Source organism: Streptomyces sp. DT190, assembly GCF_049846985.1.
GTDB lineage: Bacteria > Actinomycetota > Actinomycetes > Streptomycetales > Streptomycetaceae > Streptomyces.
Genome location: NZ_JBNCNM010000016.1, coordinates 94975 through 110239 on the forward strand (window position 1 = coordinate 94975; position 15265 = coordinate 110239).

The 15265-nt window shown below is 70.0% G+C and carries 18 protein-coding genes, 1 pseudogene and 2 riboswitches; of the genes and pseudogenes, 10 read left to right on the forward strand and 9 right to left on the reverse strand.

Annotation, left to right across the window (positions count from 1 at the left end; genetic code table 11):
- The first annotated feature begins 108 nt into the window (after positions 1-108).
- Positions 109-352: riboswitch (cobalamin riboswitch) on the forward strand.
- A gap of 70 nt (positions 353-422) precedes the next feature.
- The 5 genes from ACPXCS_RS26200 to ACPXCS_RS26220 all read left to right on the forward strand — a co-directional run bounded on the left by ACPXCS_RS26200 (position 423) and on the right by ACPXCS_RS26220 (position 4688).
- Entirely contained in the window at positions 423-1271 is an 849-nt protein-coding gene (locus ACPXCS_RS26200; RefSeq protein ID WP_425951121.1) for a hypothetical protein, read from the forward strand.
- A gap of 52 nt (positions 1272-1323) precedes the next feature.
- The gene (locus ACPXCS_RS26205; protein ID WP_425951120.1) at positions 1324-1461 is read left to right on the forward strand and encodes a hypothetical protein; all 138 of its coding nucleotides are present in this window, start codon (positions 1324-1326) and stop codon (positions 1459-1461) included.
- Positions 1462-1499: 38 nt separating this feature from the next.
- Positions 1500-1697: riboswitch (cobalamin riboswitch) on the forward strand.
- A gap of 29 nt (positions 1698-1726) precedes the next feature.
- Positions 1727-2770 (forward strand): ABC transporter substrate-binding protein, encoded by a 1044-nt coding sequence (locus ACPXCS_RS26210; RefSeq protein ID WP_425951119.1) that lies wholly within the window; start codon positions 1727-1729, stop codon positions 2768-2770.
- Positions 2771-2802: 32 nt separating this feature from the next.
- Positions 2803-3879, forward strand: a complete 1077-nt coding sequence (locus ACPXCS_RS26215) for a FecCD family ABC transporter permease (protein WP_425951200.1) — start codon at positions 2803-2805, stop codon at positions 3877-3879.
- Positions 3876-4688: an ABC transporter ATP-binding protein gene (locus tag ACPXCS_RS26220; protein ID WP_425951118.1), complete on the forward strand. Its 813-nt coding sequence runs from the start codon at positions 3876-3878 to the stop codon at positions 4686-4688. Before ACPXCS_RS26215 ends, ACPXCS_RS26220 begins: the two co-directional genes overlap by 4 nt.
- 587 nt (positions 4689-5275) lie before the next feature.
- Here ACPXCS_RS26220 and ACPXCS_RS26225 read toward each other — a convergent pair.
- Positions 5276-5818 carry a JmjC domain-containing protein gene (locus ACPXCS_RS26225; RefSeq protein ID WP_425951117.1) on the reverse strand — a complete coding sequence of 181 codons (543 nt, stop codon included), beginning with the start codon at positions 5816-5818 and terminating at the stop codon, positions 5276-5278.
- Between the two features lie 214 nt (positions 5819-6032).
- On the opposite strand from ACPXCS_RS26225, the gene ACPXCS_RS26230 reads away from it, so the two are divergent.
- Positions 6033-6413, forward strand: coding sequence for a helix-turn-helix domain-containing protein (locus ACPXCS_RS26230; RefSeq protein ID WP_425951116.1), 381 nt, complete (start codon positions 6033-6035; stop codon positions 6411-6413).
- A gap of 96 nt (positions 6414-6509) precedes the next feature.
- A pseudogene (locus ACPXCS_RS26235) lies at positions 6510-6638 on the forward strand (endonuclease domain-containing protein); the annotation flags it as partial.
- 51 nt (positions 6639-6689) lie between these two features.
- Here the strand turns inward: ACPXCS_RS26235 and ACPXCS_RS26240 are convergent.
- The 5 genes from ACPXCS_RS26240 to ACPXCS_RS26260 all read right to left on the reverse strand — a co-directional run bounded on the left by ACPXCS_RS26240 (position 6690) and on the right by ACPXCS_RS26260 (position 9120).
- Entirely contained in the window at positions 6690-7067 is a 378-nt protein-coding gene (locus ACPXCS_RS26240) for a fic family toxin-antitoxin system, toxin component (protein ID WP_425951115.1), read from the reverse strand.
- Entirely contained in the window at positions 7067-7306 is a 240-nt protein-coding gene (locus tag ACPXCS_RS26245) for a hypothetical protein (RefSeq protein WP_425951114.1), read from the reverse strand. Before ACPXCS_RS26245 ends, ACPXCS_RS26240 begins: the two co-directional genes overlap by 1 nt.
- A 148-nt stretch (positions 7307-7454) precedes the next feature.
- Positions 7455-7586, reverse strand: coding sequence for a hypothetical protein (locus ACPXCS_RS26250; RefSeq protein ID WP_425951113.1), 132 nt, complete (start codon positions 7584-7586; stop codon positions 7455-7457).
- 510 nt (positions 7587-8096) lie between these two features.
- Positions 8097-8264 (reverse strand): hypothetical protein, encoded by a 168-nt coding sequence (locus ACPXCS_RS26255; RefSeq protein ID WP_425951112.1) that lies wholly within the window; start codon positions 8262-8264, stop codon positions 8097-8099.
- 508 nt (positions 8265-8772) lie between these two features.
- Complete coding sequence (locus ACPXCS_RS26260; protein ID WP_425951111.1) at positions 8773-9120, reverse strand: ANTAR domain-containing protein; 348 nt, start codon at positions 9118-9120, stop codon at positions 8773-8775.
- Between the two features lie 646 nt (positions 9121-9766).
- Here ACPXCS_RS26260 and ACPXCS_RS26265 point away from each other — a divergent pair.
- A complete protein-coding gene (locus tag ACPXCS_RS26265) occupies positions 9767-10333 on the forward strand; it encodes a hypothetical protein (protein WP_425951110.1) in 567 nt (188 codons plus the stop codon).
- Between the two features lie 45 nt (positions 10334-10378).
- Entirely contained in the window at positions 10379-10618 is a 240-nt protein-coding gene (locus ACPXCS_RS26270) for a DUF4383 domain-containing protein (protein WP_425971028.1), read from the forward strand.
- Between the two features lie 310 nt (positions 10619-10928).
- On the opposite strand, the gene ACPXCS_RS26275 is transcribed toward ACPXCS_RS26270, so the two are convergent.
- Complete coding sequence (locus tag ACPXCS_RS26275; protein ID WP_425951199.1) at positions 10929-11732, reverse strand: class I SAM-dependent methyltransferase; 804 nt, start codon at positions 11730-11732, stop codon at positions 10929-10931.
- A 284-nt stretch (positions 11733-12016) separates the two neighbouring features.
- On the opposite strand from ACPXCS_RS26275, the gene ACPXCS_RS26280 reads away from it, so the two are divergent.
- Complete coding sequence (locus tag ACPXCS_RS26280; RefSeq protein ID WP_425951108.1) at positions 12017-12457, forward strand: hypothetical protein; 441 nt, start codon at positions 12017-12019, stop codon at positions 12455-12457.
- On the opposite strand, the gene ACPXCS_RS26285 is transcribed toward ACPXCS_RS26280, so the two are convergent.
- Together ACPXCS_RS26285 and ACPXCS_RS26290 are read right to left on the reverse strand one after the other, a co-directional pair.
- Complete coding sequence (locus tag ACPXCS_RS26285) at positions 12444-14129, reverse strand: ribonuclease J (protein WP_425951107.1); 1686 nt, start codon at positions 14127-14129, stop codon at positions 12444-12446. The two genes, ACPXCS_RS26280 and ACPXCS_RS26285, sit on opposite strands and share 14 nt — an antisense overlap.
- Before the next feature lie 167 nt (positions 14130-14296).
- Positions 14297-15196 carry a macrolide 2'-phosphotransferase gene (locus ACPXCS_RS26290; protein WP_425951106.1) on the reverse strand — a complete coding sequence of 300 codons (900 nt, stop codon included), beginning with the start codon at positions 15194-15196 and terminating at the stop codon, positions 14297-14299.
- Positions 15197-15265 lie beyond the last annotated feature (69 nt).

The following is a 15265-nucleotide window of genomic DNA, read 5'->3' on the forward strand; positions in this document are numbered from 1 at the left end:
TCGTTCTCCCGGTAGGCCGGATCGGTTCAAGGTTCCGGTGCCGCCACCCGACCGACCGCATCCGGACAACTCCGGCCCCGCCCCTGCCGCAGCGGCGGGAGCCGCCCTACGCTGATGGACGCAGTCGGTTCGAGCTCCCGGCCGTCAGGATCCGGTGGCGCGACGCAAGAGGGAACCCGGTGGGAATCCGGGGCTGTCCCGCAGCGGTGAGTGGGAACGACAGCCGTCAACAGCACTGGGTCCGAGTCGTGCGGGGGCCGGGGAAGCGACGGCCGGTAGGTGCCCACTGGTGAGCGGTGTCCCCGGTGAGCGAGCCCACGAGTCCGAAGACCTGCCACTGCGCCCGTAGGCGATCTGCGGGCTGTGCACGGTGACCTCGAGGACCGGGTCGGCGGCAAGGGAAGGTTCGTGAGGGCCGTACCGTGTCCGGCGTCTGCCACGGCACGCTGGGCGAGCTGTATCAGGGCCCGCTGCGGGCGGGCACGGAGCCGGACATCGCCATCGTGTCGTTCCCCGTGGACCGCCACTCCTGGACACACTTCACCGAAGGGACCGAGCCGCCGGGCGCGCCGCCACTCGGCGAGAAGGCCGCCCTCGCGGCCCGGCTCTTTCTGGAACACTTCGGGCTCACGCTGCCGCCGGGTCGCTGGAGTGCCCACTCCGACCTGCGGGTGGGTGTGGGGATGGCGAGTTCGACCGCCGACATCGTTGCCACCCTGCGCTGCCTGTTCCGGCTCTTCGCGCTGCCCTACGACAGGGACGTGGTGCTGGGCATCCTGGCGGCGGTCGAGCGGGCCGACAGCGTCTTCCTCGAGGAGTTCGCGCTGTACCTCAGTGGCCGGCATCGGATGGTGCGGCGCCTGGGCACGGACATCGGCTTCCACACGGCGTACATCAGCGAACCCGGGACGGTGGACACCACCGCCGTCACCGACCTGCTGCTGGCGCACTACCGGCGGCACGGGGAGGAGTACGAGCGGTGCCTGACCGACCTGCTGAAGGGCTTCGCCTCCGGCGACCCGGCCGCCGTCGCCCGGGCGGCCACAGCCAGCGCGACCCTGTCGCAGAGCGTGCTGCCCAAGACGACGTTCGACAGCATGCTCGGCCACCAGGAGCGGTTCGGCGCCGACGGCATCTTCGTCGCCCACACCGGCTGCCTGATCGGCTACCTCTTCCCCGGTCGCCTGGACGCCGACCAGAAGTCCGACCTCTCCGCCTTCTTCCACTCGCTCGGCCACCAGTGTTCCTTCGCCCAAGGAGGCTACGGGTGATCCACCCCCACATCGCCGACGCCCTGAAGGTCCCCGACCTCGGGTGTGGTTCGTGTACAGCGCAGTGGAGTTGCGGCGGATGGTGGCGGAGGTGGGGTTCGGCCGGGTGGAGGTCTTCGGCGGCTTCGACGGCCGCCCCTACGACGAGAACGCCGAGCGGCTGATACTGCGGGCAGTGCGTGAGGCGTGAGGGCCTGGCAGGGGCGCTCGGGCTTGTTCGCACGCCCTTTTGGCCACTTGCCGGCAGGCCGTAGAATCAGCGGGTCATCACCGCGACGGGAGACAGGAAGCCGGTGCGAATCCGGCACGGTCCCGCCACTGTGACCGGGGAGTGCACCCTTCAACACGCCACTGCGCGCCGCGCGGGAAGGCGAGGGAAAGCGTCGATCCGGGAGTCAGGACACTGGCCTGTCGCGGGCCCGTTCCGAGGAGCGCGGACTCCCAGGAGGCTTCACGTGTACGACGGCACGTCCCGTCCCCCGCTGTTCACCCCTGCCCGCCGACGCCGTGCCCTGCGCGCGACGGCTGCGGCCGTGGCCCTGTCGGCAGCACTGCTGACCGCTGGCTGCGGATCGTCCCAAAACACCGCCCAGGACACGAAAGCCACGGCCCCGTCGGCCGGGGGCTTCCCCGTCACCGTCGACAACTGCGGCGTGAAGACGACGTATGACAAGGCCCCCGAGCGTGTCGTCACCATCCACCAGCACCCGGCGGAACTCATGCTGTCCCTGGGCCTGAAGAACCGCATGGTCGGCACCGCCTTCCCCGACTCCGCCGTCCTGCCCGAGCTGAAGAGGGACTACGAGGCGATCCCCGAACTGGCGAAGAAGGAGCCCTCCTTCGAGACCGTCCTGGAGGCCGAGCCGGACCTCGTGTACGGCGGCTACGGCAGCGCCTTCGCCGAGAACGAGGGCCGCTCCCGCAAGGCGTTCGCCGACGTCGGCATCGACACCCACCTCAACCGCGAGTACTGCGGCAAGAAGCGCGTGACGATGCAGGACTCCTACGACGAAGTCCGCACCGTCGGCACGATTTTCGGCGTGCCCGACCGCGCGGACAAACTGGTCGCCGACCTCCAGGCACGGGTCGACAGAGCCACCAGCGCCGTCAAGGGCAAGCGCCCGGTGTCCGTCTTCGTCTATGACAGTGGCGACAAGACCGCCTTCACCGCGGGCGGCAAGAGCCTGGGCACCGAACTGATCCGGCTGGCCGGCGGCAAGAACGTCTTCGCCGACCTCGACGACGTCTTCGGTGACGTCTCCTGGGAGCAGGTCGTCGAGCGCAAACCAGACGTCATCGCGATCTACGACTACGCGGGCGCCGGAAGCGTCGAGCAGAAGAAGAAGTTCTTGCTCGCTCAGCCCGCTCTGCGGGACGTGCCCGCCATCAGCAACAAGCGGTTCGTCGTGCTGCCGCTGACCGCGACGCTGGTAGGCGTGCGCTCGGCATACGCGGTGCAGGACCTGGCCCGCGGCATCCATCCCGAGAGCTTCGCGTGAGGGCCCCGGTCACCGCCGCCGCCGGGCGGGCCGTGCGAGCGGGGAAGCGGGACGACAGGCGCGGCGGCGGGGCCGGTCTCACCGTCACGCTCGTCGTCCTGGCCGTCCTGCTGGTGGTATCCGCCACAGCGGGCTTGGCGATCGGTTCGGTTCAGGTACCGCCCGGCCAGGTGTGGGGCATCACGACGCACGCGCTGGGCGCCGACTGGGTCAAGCAGGACTGGTCGCGGGCGCGGGAGACCATCGTGCTGGACGTCCGTGCGCCACGGGTACTGCTCGGCGCGGTGGCCGGTGCCGGGCTCGCCGTCGTGGGGGCCGCTTTGCAGGCTCTGATCCGCAACCCGCTCGCCGAGCCCTACCTGCTCGGTGTCTCCTCCGGGGCATCGCTGGGCGCCGTGGTAGTGATCGTCTTCGGCATCACTGTGTTCGGGCCGGTGTCGCTGTCCGTTGCCGCGTTCGCGGGCGCGCTCGGCGCACTGCTGCTCGTCTACTCAACCGCTCGCACCGGCGGCCGGATCACCTCCGCGCGGCTGGTCCTGTCCGGAGTGGCCATCGCCGCGGTCCTGACCGCGGTGCTGTATCTGCTGCTGCTGACCACCGACCGGGGCAATGAGGCCCGCGCGGTCCTCGCCTGGACCCTCGGCGGCCTCGGCGGCGTCAACTGGGACACTCTGTGGTTGCCCAGCGCTGCCCTGCTGGTGGGCATCGCCGTCCTGATGGTGCAGGCCCGCAACCTGAACCTGCTCCTCGCCGGCGAGGAGGCCGCCACGACCATGGGGCTGGACGTGGCCCGCTTCCGCGCACGCATGTTCGTCCTGCTCTCCCTCGTCACCGGCGTCCTCGTGGCGGCGTGCGGGCCGATCGGCTTCGTTGGGCTGATGCTGCCGCACATCGTCCGCCTGGCCGTCGGCGGCGACCACCGCCGCGTCCTGCCCACGGCCGCACTCGGCGGCGCGGTCTTCCTCATCTGGGCCGACATCGCCGCACGCGTGGTCGCCGCCCCCATGGAGATCCCCGTCGGCGTACTCACGGCCCTGTGCGGCGGCCCGTTCTTCCTGTGGCTGATGCGCCGCGACGCACGGCAGACCACCGACCGAGGAGGGGCATGACCGCCACCGAACTCGTCATCGACGGCGTCACCCTCACCGCCGGTGCACACCGCCTCATCGAGGACGTCTCCCTGACCGCACGCCCCGGCGAGGTCATCGGCGTCGTCGGCCCCAATGGCAGCGGCAAGTCCAGCCTGCTGCGCGCCGTCTACCGCGTCCTGCGCCCCGCTGCCGGTCATGTCAGAGTCGACGGCACCGACGCTTGGTCGCTGCCCGTGCGGCGACTGGCCCGCACCGTGGCGGCGGTGATCCAGGAGTCGGGCGCCGACTTCGACCTGACCGTGCGCGAGGTCGTCGCGATGGGCCGCACCCCGCACAAGCGGCTGTTGGATGGGGATACCCCCCAGGACGCCGACCTGATCGACACGGCCCTGGATGCGGTGGACGCCACCGGCCTGGCCCACCGCCCGTTCGACCAGCTCTCCGGCGGCGAACGCCAACGCATCCTCATCGCCCGCGCGCTGGCCCAGCAGCCGTCCCTGCTCGTCCTGGACGAGCCCACCAACCACCTCGACATCCGGCACCAGCTGGATGTCCTCAACACGCTGCGCCGCCTGCCAACCACGGTGCTCCTCGCCTTGCACGACCTCAACCTCGCCGCGTACTACTGCGACCGCCTCTACGTCCTGCGCGACGGCACGGTCACCGCCACCGGCCGACCCTCCGACGTCCTCACACCCGAACTACTGGACGAGGTCTACGGCGTGAGGAGCGAGGTCACGATCCATCCACGGACGGGCGCACCGCAGGTGACGTTCCTCCCCGGCGAACCACATCCAGCCGCCTTGGCCAAGGCAGCGAAGCCGTGACCACTCCCCCTGGGGGCGTCCTCCCAACGGGAGGTGGCGCTCGCCCCATGCGAGCACGAGCGTGCGCGTCCTCCCAACGGGAGGTGGCGCTCGCCCCATGCGAGCACGAGCGTGCCGATCGAGTGAACCGCACCTCGTTGCAGTACCGGCACGTGTACGGAAGAGCACCTCCGTCCTCAAGATCCCCAGTCGCGGCCCCGGCATCGACCAGCGCACCCTCGCGCGCCTCACCTCGCTGGACCGTTTCGACGGTCACTACCTCGTCACGCCGGCTGACCGAGCACCACCATGTCAGCCAGGTACGCGACGAGGAGGACCGCCGGCGGACCCTGCGTCGTGATGCAGTTCGCAGCGGTTGTGCCAGTAGCCGCCGCGGTCTCCGCCCTGGGCGAGTCACGGTGATGCACGCCAGCTGGTGCGTGCAACCGGGCCAGTGCAAGAGAGACTGGTCGTGGCCGGCCGGTGGGTGCGGGGTGGGAGCGGCGGTATCCGGCCGGGGAGCACGCGTTGGGCGCGGGTGATCAACAGCCTCCGCCGCCGACGCACGTGGCCGTGCAGGCCAGGCCAGCGGGCCAAGGCGACGCCAGTCAGGGCATGCCGGTGAGCCGGCGGGGCTCGGACGGAGACCCGGTGTCCGGTGATGCCGGCCAGTGAGCCGCCAGCTCCGTGAAGGAGGTGGTGTCGGGCGTCGGGGGCATGGTGGCCCGGCCGCGCGCCCGAGTCCGGGCCAGCAGGTCGGCCGGGGTCAGAGCGGCCAGGCGTTCGACGGTGCGGGCGAGCAGCCGGGTCGCGGCAGAGAGCAGCGCCTCCTCGCCCAACGGGCGTGCGGCGGGTTGCAGTTCGTCGGAGATGAGGGATCGCACTGTGTCGGTCAGCTCGGCGGCGCCAACCTCACGGATGGTCAGGGAGAGGTGGGCGGACAGCCCTTGATCCCCGGTGGCCAGGTGAGCGAAGCCGCGCGGGACGTACAGGACATCGCCGGGGCGCAGGGTGGTTTCCAGGATTTCGGCCGGCCGGGGACCGTCCTGATCGGCGACCCGGCCCGCGTGCCAGCTGTAGTTCTCGAATGCTGCGGGCGTCGGCGAACCCGGCCGGTGTGCCGATTTCCCGGGAAGCCGGAGGATACGCATTCCCGCAGGGCTCTGATACGGCCACCGCTCTCTTCCGTTAGCCGTTTATTGACAACAGTCACCCTCCGGTCACCATCTCAACCAGCGTATCCCCCTCGGAACCGACACCCGGCACTTCAGGGCACCATTGCCCGCGCACGGGTCCGACCGCCGCACCACATCCGACCACAGCGACCAGGGGAGTCCCGTGCTTAGCCCAACGAACCCCACACCTGTGCGCCGCAGCAGCCGCCAGACTCCTGGCGGCGAGCAGCGGTCCGTCCCCGTACGGCCGGCCTTGGAGGAGAGGCTGGCCACGGTCATGCCCCTCGACGAGCGCCAGCGCAAACTGGTGGCGCTGCTGCTCGCCGGGCACACGGACGCGAGCGCGGCCGGCCGGCTCGGCATCAGCCCCCGCACGGTGACGAACATCCTCCGCGCGCTCATGGACAGATTGGGGGTCGACAACCGCTTCCAGCTGGGGGTGGCCCTCGGCAGCCGGATGCGCGCGCCCGACCGCCCGATCCACCCGCCCCGGCGCGGCCCAGGACCAGGCGAGCCAATGCCGGAGTTCGGCGTCCCCATGCCGTCGGCCCGGCGTGGGGCCAGTACATAAGCCGCCACCCCGGGGGTCCGAGCAGGCGCTGACAACGATGTTGCAGCACACTTCACCGCGTACATCGGGCACCTGCGCGGCGTGCCGTACGGGCAGATGAGGGCCCGGAAGCTGCGGGCCGACGACTACCTGTGCCGGCTGTGCCAGTCGAGCAGGGCCTCGGTGCGGGACCACTGCCACGGACACGACCTGGTCCGCGGCCCACTCTGCGCCAGTGGCAACACCTTGGATGGCAAAGGCCCAGCCAGTTGCTCGTACTCGGTGTCCTCAGGGGCGTCAGGTGGTGGTGGGCCAGGTCCGCAGCAGAGCGGCGATCTTCCCTGCGGTGCAGGCGGGGTCAAGGAGCAGGTCCTTCAGGGCGATGGCGTCCTCGCGGCCGGGTTTGACGGAGATCCCGGCGGCTTCGAGGTACATGACGCCGGACGCGGCGGCGACGGCCATGTTGGAGCGCTCCAGCCAGCGGCACCGGCCCAGTGTGTGCACCAGGGCGGCGGCTTTTGCGTAGGGGCCGCCGTAGACGGGCTGCTCGAACAACTCGGCGCGGTGGCGGGCAACCGCCGCGATGGGGACACCGTAGTCGTCGGGGGCCGGATCGTGCGCCCCGGCAGCCTCGGCGACTTGCAGGATCCAGGGAACGTCGATGCTGAGGTCCATCAGGCCGCGCGTGCTCCCCTGGATCCCTGTTGGGCTTGCTCGGCTTCGTCGAAGACCGCCTGGTGTTCGGCCAGGAAACGGGCGGCCGCGTCCACCGCTCGGGCGCGCAGGCCGCTGGCATCGTCCTGTACCAGCCTGGCGAGGTAGTCCCCGATGCTCAGTCCCAGGTCTGCGGCGCGTTTCCTCGCGAGTTCCGCAACGTCCTCGTCCACGCGTGCGCCCAGCTGTGTCTTCGCCATGCCAGCATGGTAACAGCTGTTACCGGGATAGGGGGTGGCCGCGAACCGGTGGTTGCCCCGTCCAGTACCGTCGAAGAGGGCAGGTGCCCAGGCGTTGATGACCAGCGTCCAGTTGGCTGGCCCGCCGCTCGGGCACGGCCCCCGGCCCTCAACGCCGGAACGCGGCCTGTTCCGGGCCCACCGCACCCTGGATGGCCTCCTCGGCGACCTGTGCATCCTGCGCCTCCTGGGCCTGCTCCAGCTCCACCGCCGCCAGGACCCACTGCCCCTCCGTACCCATCCCGCCGGAGACGGCTTCGATCGGGCCGGTGTCCCTGGGACCCCCGCCGGACCGGGTTGGCTCAGGAGAGAGACTGAACCGCTCGGCGGCGTGCCTGTATCCGGCCGATGCTGCCGCCGCCGGGCACCGCCAGCGGCCGGGCGGGCCGGACCGGCTCATCGGCGCACCAACGGCTCGGGAGCCGCGCGTCCTCATCCGGTGTATCGCCGTTCCAGCGGGAGGGGATGCTGGAACCCTAAGGCTCTGCGTACGGCGCGATGGGGGACGATGTACGCGCCTTATAGCTGTGGCGTCTCGGACTGCGCGCACGAGAGCGGCGCTGCACCGGTCCGCGGAGCTGCCGGCCGGCACCCGGGCGGCGCTGCCGGCATGCCGGCCGGAAACTGCGGCCGAGGGGCGACGCGATGCCGGCGCGGCTCGGGAAGCCGTACAGGCCGGGTGGGCTCGCGCCAAATTTTAGGGGTAGCGTGCAGCGCTCGCAGCGGCGGCGATGGCTGCCGTTACGAGGCGCTACAGCACGGTCGCGTGGCCGGCGCCGCCCGCGTCCGGGGCGCCGACGAGGGCGGCGGCGGCCAGCTCCAGCAGGTCCTCGGCTGCGAGGGTGGTGTGATGGCCGTGCCGGCCGATCTGGGCGGGATCAGGGGCAGTACCACAGGGGCTGTGGGGTCGCTGTCCCACACGACGACCTCCACGGTACGGGCGGTCAGGCGCAGCTCCATCAGCACAGGGCCGGGGGCATATTTGCGGGTATTGGTGACGAACTCGCTGACGACCAGCCGCGTGAGCTCCCTTACCGTGCGAATACGGTCACCTGGTGGTCGCTTGCGGCCTGGTTGAAGAAGACGGTGGCGTGCTGGCTGGCTTCGGCGATGCAGCGGCTGCCGCTCAGGGCGTAGCCCGCGCGCATCAGGTGGTCGCCCAGCCGCTACGGCCGCTTTCGGCATCCGATCCCGATGACCTCGCCCTTGCTTCTCTCTCGCCCGCCAGTACCACGCCCCTCGGGTGCGAATGCCGCTCGGGCGGGCACATCACTCTGCCTGCGGGCACACGGGTGCGCCCGGGGGCCGGGCTCGGACAGAATCAACTGCGCGCCCCCTGCTCCGGCCGAGGAGCAGGCTGGGATTGGCAGTTGACGACGCGGGCGGGTGGCTGCGCGTCGCCGGTGCCCTGCCTTCCGTCCTGGGCGCTAACCGGATGGGTGCCGGCTGCTGCCGATCTGCGGGTGCCGCTGCAGTGCCGCCTGCAGTTCCCGGTCGACCGGCGGTGGCAAAGGCTCCTCGCGCAGGGCCCACTCGATGACTGCTTCGGCGACCGTGTGCAGCTTCGTGTTGGTGTGCTGGGACACCTCGCGCAGTACGTCGAAGCCGGCCCCCGGCTCAAGCCGGTGCACCGTGAGCAGGACACCGATGGCCTGGTCGACCGTGGCGTGCGAAGCGACCGCATGGCGCAGTTGCGCGTTCTCCCGCTCCAGCCGGGCCACCACGCCCTCTCGACCGTCCACGGATATGTGGTGCTGTGCACGGGAAGTCGTCATCGCCGGGGTCTCCATCACGGGACGAGGGCTGCTTTCAGTACGCCTGCCCGGTCACGGAGCCGCGAGACCTGCCACCTGCGCGAAGACCACACGCAAGCCGTGAGGGTTCTTCGCCGGCCGTGCCATCCGGCCGGCGAAGAACCCCGAGAGGCTACGTCCCAACCCCTCACCCGCCGAGTCACCCTCAGCGGTGCGCCGACACGCCTGTACGAGGATGAAGCGCGGCCTGGCTGTGAAGATCCAGTGCGCGAGCGTTGACACGCCGCTCAGAGCTGCCGTTGAACCGGGCATTCGCGCCATGAATGTCCGACCCGGCGCCTAGCGCCGCTGCGACCCAGGCCATGCTGTGGGTGCGCGTCGTGGCCTTGGTGAGGTACGTCCCCACGCTGTCCGTGCCTCAGGGCCCTGGATGCCGGCGTGGTACTCCCGGGCCCTTCCCGGAAGAGCCGGCAGGCGCCGGTCGCAGACCCCAGGCATCCCGCTCCCAACCACGGGCCGGGACGGGGAGTCGAAACAGGTCCTGCCCCCGGCGTCACCCGTCTGGCCTGCCCTGATGGCAGGGCATACACCTTGCGGTGAGGGTGGGATGGGCTTCGCCATCCACGACGGCCAAGCCCTTCCAGCAACCTGAAGAAGGAGCCTGGCCATGTCTGAACGCAACACCGCCATCCGCAGCCTCCACGACCTTGGTCTGGCCGCATGGTTCGGCGGCTCACTGATGGGGGCGGTAGGCCTCAACGGGGCGGCCCAAGACGAAGGCGGCACGGAGGCGAACCGGGACCGAATCTCTTCGTCAGGCTGGGCGAAGTGGGCACCGGTCAACGCCGGCGCGATCGGAGCGCACCTGTTCGGTGGTGGCGGGCTGCTCGCCGTGAACGCGCACCGTGTCGCCACGCAGCAGGGTGTCGGCGCTTCTACGGCGGCCAAGACCGTCATCACCGCCGCTGCTCTGGCCGCCACCGCCTACGCCCGCATCCTGGGCAAGAAGGTCGAGTTGGCCTCTTCCACCGATCCCGCTGACGCGGAAAAGGCCCAGCAGCACCCGATCGATCTGGACAAGGCTCGGCGGCAGCTGGCCGCCGCCCAGTGGGCGGTGCCAGCCCTGACCGGATGCTTGGTAGTGCTCAACGCTCTGCACGGCGAACAGCAGCGTCCAACGGAGCAGATTCCCGGCATGTGGGAGCGAGCCCGCTCCGCTACCCACCTGAGGTAAGGGTGCTGCTGGACGACCCGGCATTCTCGCGTCTTGGGCAGGAGTTTGCATGTCTGCACACACGGCCCGTCCTGCCCGCCGGACACCGGTTCAGCAGGCCGCCCTGATCGTGGGGCGGTCTTCCTCCTGGTCGGTGTTCTCGGCTTCATCCCGGACATCACCACGAACTACGACACCATGCGGTTCGCGGCCCACCACTCCGAGGCCAAACTGCTGGGCCCAGGGGTGATCGCACTGGGCGTTCTGCTCAGCCGAGGACGGAACGCGACACAGGCCGCCGGGTGATCGGCGCAGGCACTCGTGGAGCAGTTCGGACAAACACGGCCAACGCTTCGAGGCCATGGCACCTTGCGGTCAGACCGCCTGCCGATCCCCCACATCGCGCCCTTGCGCCTTGCGGTTGCCGCAACGGTGTGGACGATCGCGAAATTCCCCAGGCGGAAGTTCGGGTAATTCCCCGGCCACAGATGTGAGCTGATGGCGAGGCAGTTCGTGAGCTGTTTCCACTCCGCTTGAGCAGGTCAGATGCAAGGTGAGGACGGATTGCAGGTGGTCGCGAGCCGGCAGGTCGGCAACGACAACGACGAAAGGCGGATCAGCGCGCCGGCTCAGACGTGCCTCGCGCCTGGTCGCGGCTGGCGACCACCAGGTATCCATCGCTCTCTGGGTCGAAGGTGGTGGACTGCACCGTGAGCCCGACGCTCCGCAACTGCGCCACGAGGTCCTCGTACCGGTAGGGCCAGATGGACAACCGCTCCGAGCAGGCTCGCACTGCCCCGTCCGGCTCGATCTGGGCGACCACGATCTCAAGGAAGTGTTCCTGCTCCCAGCGCTGCTCGATCTGCCAGTAGTAGCTGACGACCGCATCGCGGTCGTTACGGCGGATGAGTCGATCACGGACGTCTACCCGTGAGCCGGCGGAGCGCACGAGCTCCCAGTTGCGTGAGTGGAGCACAAGGCGTCCGCCCGGAGCCAGCAGCCGCGACATCGCCTCCAGTGCGGTCAGGCGCCCGGCTGCGCCCTTGGCGTGCCCGAGCGAGTTACCGACGCAGAACACCAGATCGAACGTGGAGTCCTCCAGGTGGTCGGGCAGCTCGTCCCAGCTCGCGCGGAGGGCTCGAAGCGAGACACCCTGCTCGTCGGCGGCCTTCTCGGTCCGGCGAACCATCCCATCACTGGCGTCTGCGGCGACCACGTCAAGGCCGAGACTCGCGAGACCGACGGCGAGCTGGCCGGTTCCACACGCGCAGTCGAGGACGCGCGCGTTGGGCGGCAGAGAGCCCACGACATCGCTGTAGTAGACCGCAGCTGCCTTGGCGGGGGTCAACCTGTCGTCCCCGATCAGCCACTCGTACACGTCGGAAAGCGCCCCATAACCAGCCACCGCGATAACCTCCATCACTCGACGACACGCGGACTGGACCGCGCCTGCGATGCGCACCTTGCTCCTCGCACTGCGCCGGGCCGTGTCAGCAAAGCATTGAGCAGGACCCAACCACTTCCGGCCGCTGAGACTCCACCGGATTGCGTGGGAACCCGCGACACGCCGCACCGACGCAGGTCCCCACTGCACCGGCGCTATCCGGTGGCCTGCCACCACAGCTGCCCCGTGTAGCCGGCGCGTGCTGGTTCCTGGCAGGTATGAGGGTCAGTACGAGCGTCGTCGCCGCCGTGGTGAGTGTCATGGCGCTGAGCGCCGCGGCGCCCACCCCCGCGCGCCAGGCCCTCACCGTAACGACGAAGAGGGCCACCGCGCGCTCGGCCAAGCTGGCCTGCAACGGCGCCACCGAGCCCGGCAAACCGATCAGGGTGAGCCCTGCCATCAACGCAAAGCTCAAGTACACGGCCGTCAGATGCCGGCTGCCCGCGCTGCTCACACCATCGGATGATGACCCGAGGAGTGAACTGCCTGGCGAGTCGAACCTGCATCCACATCTCCTGTTCGGTGCGAACACCCGGGCCGCCACCCGGGCTGAGGCCGGCCGCAGGCTGGTTCGTCGCACCCTGAGCCGCGGCGGCCTGGGCCCCGGACTGTTGCCGTTCGTGCGCCTGAAGCCTCTCCGCCAAGCGTCCTTACCGGGACGCGGGCGTCGCCCGGGGCGCGGCGTGTTCAGGCGTCGATGATGACGGGGATGATGAGTGGCTTGCGGCGGTGGGTGCGAAAGGCCCAGTTGGCGACGGCGCGGGCGAGGAGCTGTTCGAGTTGGCGTGCGTCCCCGACACCTTCCTCGGCCGCCGTAGCCAGTGTCTTTTCGATGACGGGGACGACCGGCTCGAAGGTGGTGTCGTCGTGGACAAAGCCGCGGGCCAGGAAGTCGGGCGCCTCGGCGAGGGCTCCGGTGTCCGCGTCCACGATGGCCACCACGGTGACGACGCCCTCCTCCGCAAGGGTGAGTCGGTCCTTGAGGGACGCTTCGGTGGCACCGCCGACCTCCATGCCGTCCACGTAGACGTTGCCGGCGGGGACCTTGCCGGTGATACGGGCACGGCCGTCGACGAGGTCGACGACGACACCGTCCTCGGCGATGACGACCCGCTCGGGGTCGACGCCGGTGCGGATGGCGAGGTCGGCGTTGGCCCGCAGGTGCCGGTACTCGCCGTGCACCGGCATGACGTTGTGCGGCTTGACGATGTTGTAGCAGTAGACGAGCTCGCCGGCGCTGGCGTGCCCGGAGACGTGCACCTTGGCGTTGCCCTTGTGGACCACGTGGGCGCCCCACCGGGTGAGTCCGTTGATCACCCGGTAGATGGCGTTCTCGTTGCCGGGGATGAGGGAGCTGGCAAGCAGGACGGTATCGCCCTTGCCGATGCGGATCATGTGGTCCCGGTTGGCCATGCGGGACAGTGCGGCCATCGGTTCGCCCTGGGAGCCGGTGCACACCAGCGTGACCTTGTGGTCGGGGAGCTTTTCCAGCTCCTTCGTGCTCACGACCAGACCGGACGGGACCTTCAGATAGCCCAGGTCACGGGCGATGCCCATGTTGCGGACCATGGACCGGCCGACGAAGGCGACCTTGCGGCCGTGCTCGTGAGCAGCGTCCAGCACCTGCTGGATGCGGTGCACATGGCTGGCGAAGCTGGAGACGATGACCCGGCGCGGCGCGGTCCGCATCACCTGTTCGATCGCCGGGTTCAGCTCACGCTCGGAGGTGGTGAAGCCCGGGACCTCCGCGTTGGTGGAGTCGGTGAGGAACAGGTCCACGCCCTCCTCGCCGAGACGGGCGAAGGCGCGTAGATCGGTGATGCGGTCGTCGAGGGGGAACTGGTCCATCTTGAAGTCGCCGGTGTGCAGCACCATCCCGGCGCCGGTGCGGATCGCGACCGCGAGGCTGTCCGGGATGGAGTGGTTGACCGCGACGAACTCGCAGTCGAAGGGGCCAAAGCCGCGCCGGTCGCCCTCCCGCACCCGCACGGTGCGCGGCCGGATGCCGTGTTCCTTTAGTTTTGCCTCCAGAAAAGCCAGCGTCAGCTTGGAACCGACGACGGGAATGTCGGACCGTTCGCGCAGCAGGTACGGGACGCCTCCGATGTGGTCCTCGTGGCCGTGGGTCAGCACCACGGCCACGATGTCGTCCAGGCGATCGCGGATCGAGGTGAAGTCCGGCAGGATCACGTCCACGCCGGGTTGGGTCTCCTCGGGGAAGAGCACGCCGCAGTCGACGATGAGCAGCTTGCCGGCGTGCTCGAAGACGGTCATGTTGCGGCCGATCTCCCCCAGGCCGCCCAGGGCGATGACCCGCAGCCCTCCTTCTGGCAGGGGCGGAGCGGTTTTAAGTTCGGGGTGCGGATGACTCATCCTTTGACGCTACCCCGAGGCGGGGATGGGATGATCCACTGCCCTCCTTGCGGGTGTCGGGAGGGTCTGCGGGCAGCCGACGCGTAGCGACCGTGCCATCTTGGCAGACAGTGACCGGGCAGGGGCGCCAGTGCCGGCCGTCGCAGAGCCGAAGCGGGTGGGCGAGGTCAGGCCCTCTGCTCCAGCATCGCGGCGGCAGTCATGCGATCTTCCTCGGTACAGGTGATCAGCGCGTACAGGGCGAACCCGATCGGGGAGGCCTGCCACAGGTGCTTGGCCTGCGCGGCCAGACCCGGGTGCGGCCGTCCGCCAGCTGCGGCGTAGGCGTCCAGGGTGACCTGCAGCATCTCCTCGCCCGCTGCGCCGTACTGGGCGGACAGGTCACGGGCCGGGTCGTCCACGCGCGCCGTGGTCCAGTCCAACACCCCGGTGATCGCGCCGTCCTCGCCGAGCAGGACGTGCGCAGGGTAGATCTCGCCGTGGGTCATCACCGTGGCCTGGGGCCAGCAGGAGTCGTCGGCCAGCCAGGCGTCCCAGGCCTCCAGGAGCTCGGGCGCGACGGTGAACTCCGCGCGCACCTTCTCGACGTCGTCCCTCCACGCCTGCCGGACCTGTTCGGGGGTGCGCACCTCGACGCCGGCTGCCTCGGCCTGGGCGGGAGTGATGGAGTGCAGACGTGCCAGCAGGCGGCCCAGCCGTGCGGCGTAGTCCGGGCTGGCCGGGTCCATGTGCCACTCGGGCTCGCCGGCGCCGGTCAGGGTCAGGCCGGGCGCCCCCGGCAGGGCCGGGTACGCGACGAGTCCGGGCTCGCGAACCTGCCAGTCCGGCACAGCAACGCCGTCAGCCGCCAGCGCTGGGCCCACCAGGTCGAGGATGCGTGCCTCGGCAGTCATCCCGGCCGAGACGTCCGGCCGTCGCGGCACGCGCAGCACCCATCGTCGTCCGGAGCTCTCGGAGGCCATGACGACCTGGTAGTCCAGGCCTGCCTCGTTCACATCCGCAGTCGCGGGAAGCAGGTGCAAGCCGTGAGAGGCCGCCAGGGCGACGATGTCGTCGATGCTACTCATGCACCCACGCTCTCACCGGCCAGAGCCACGGAGCCACCGCATTTCTGCTCCTCTCAGGCACGCATCGTC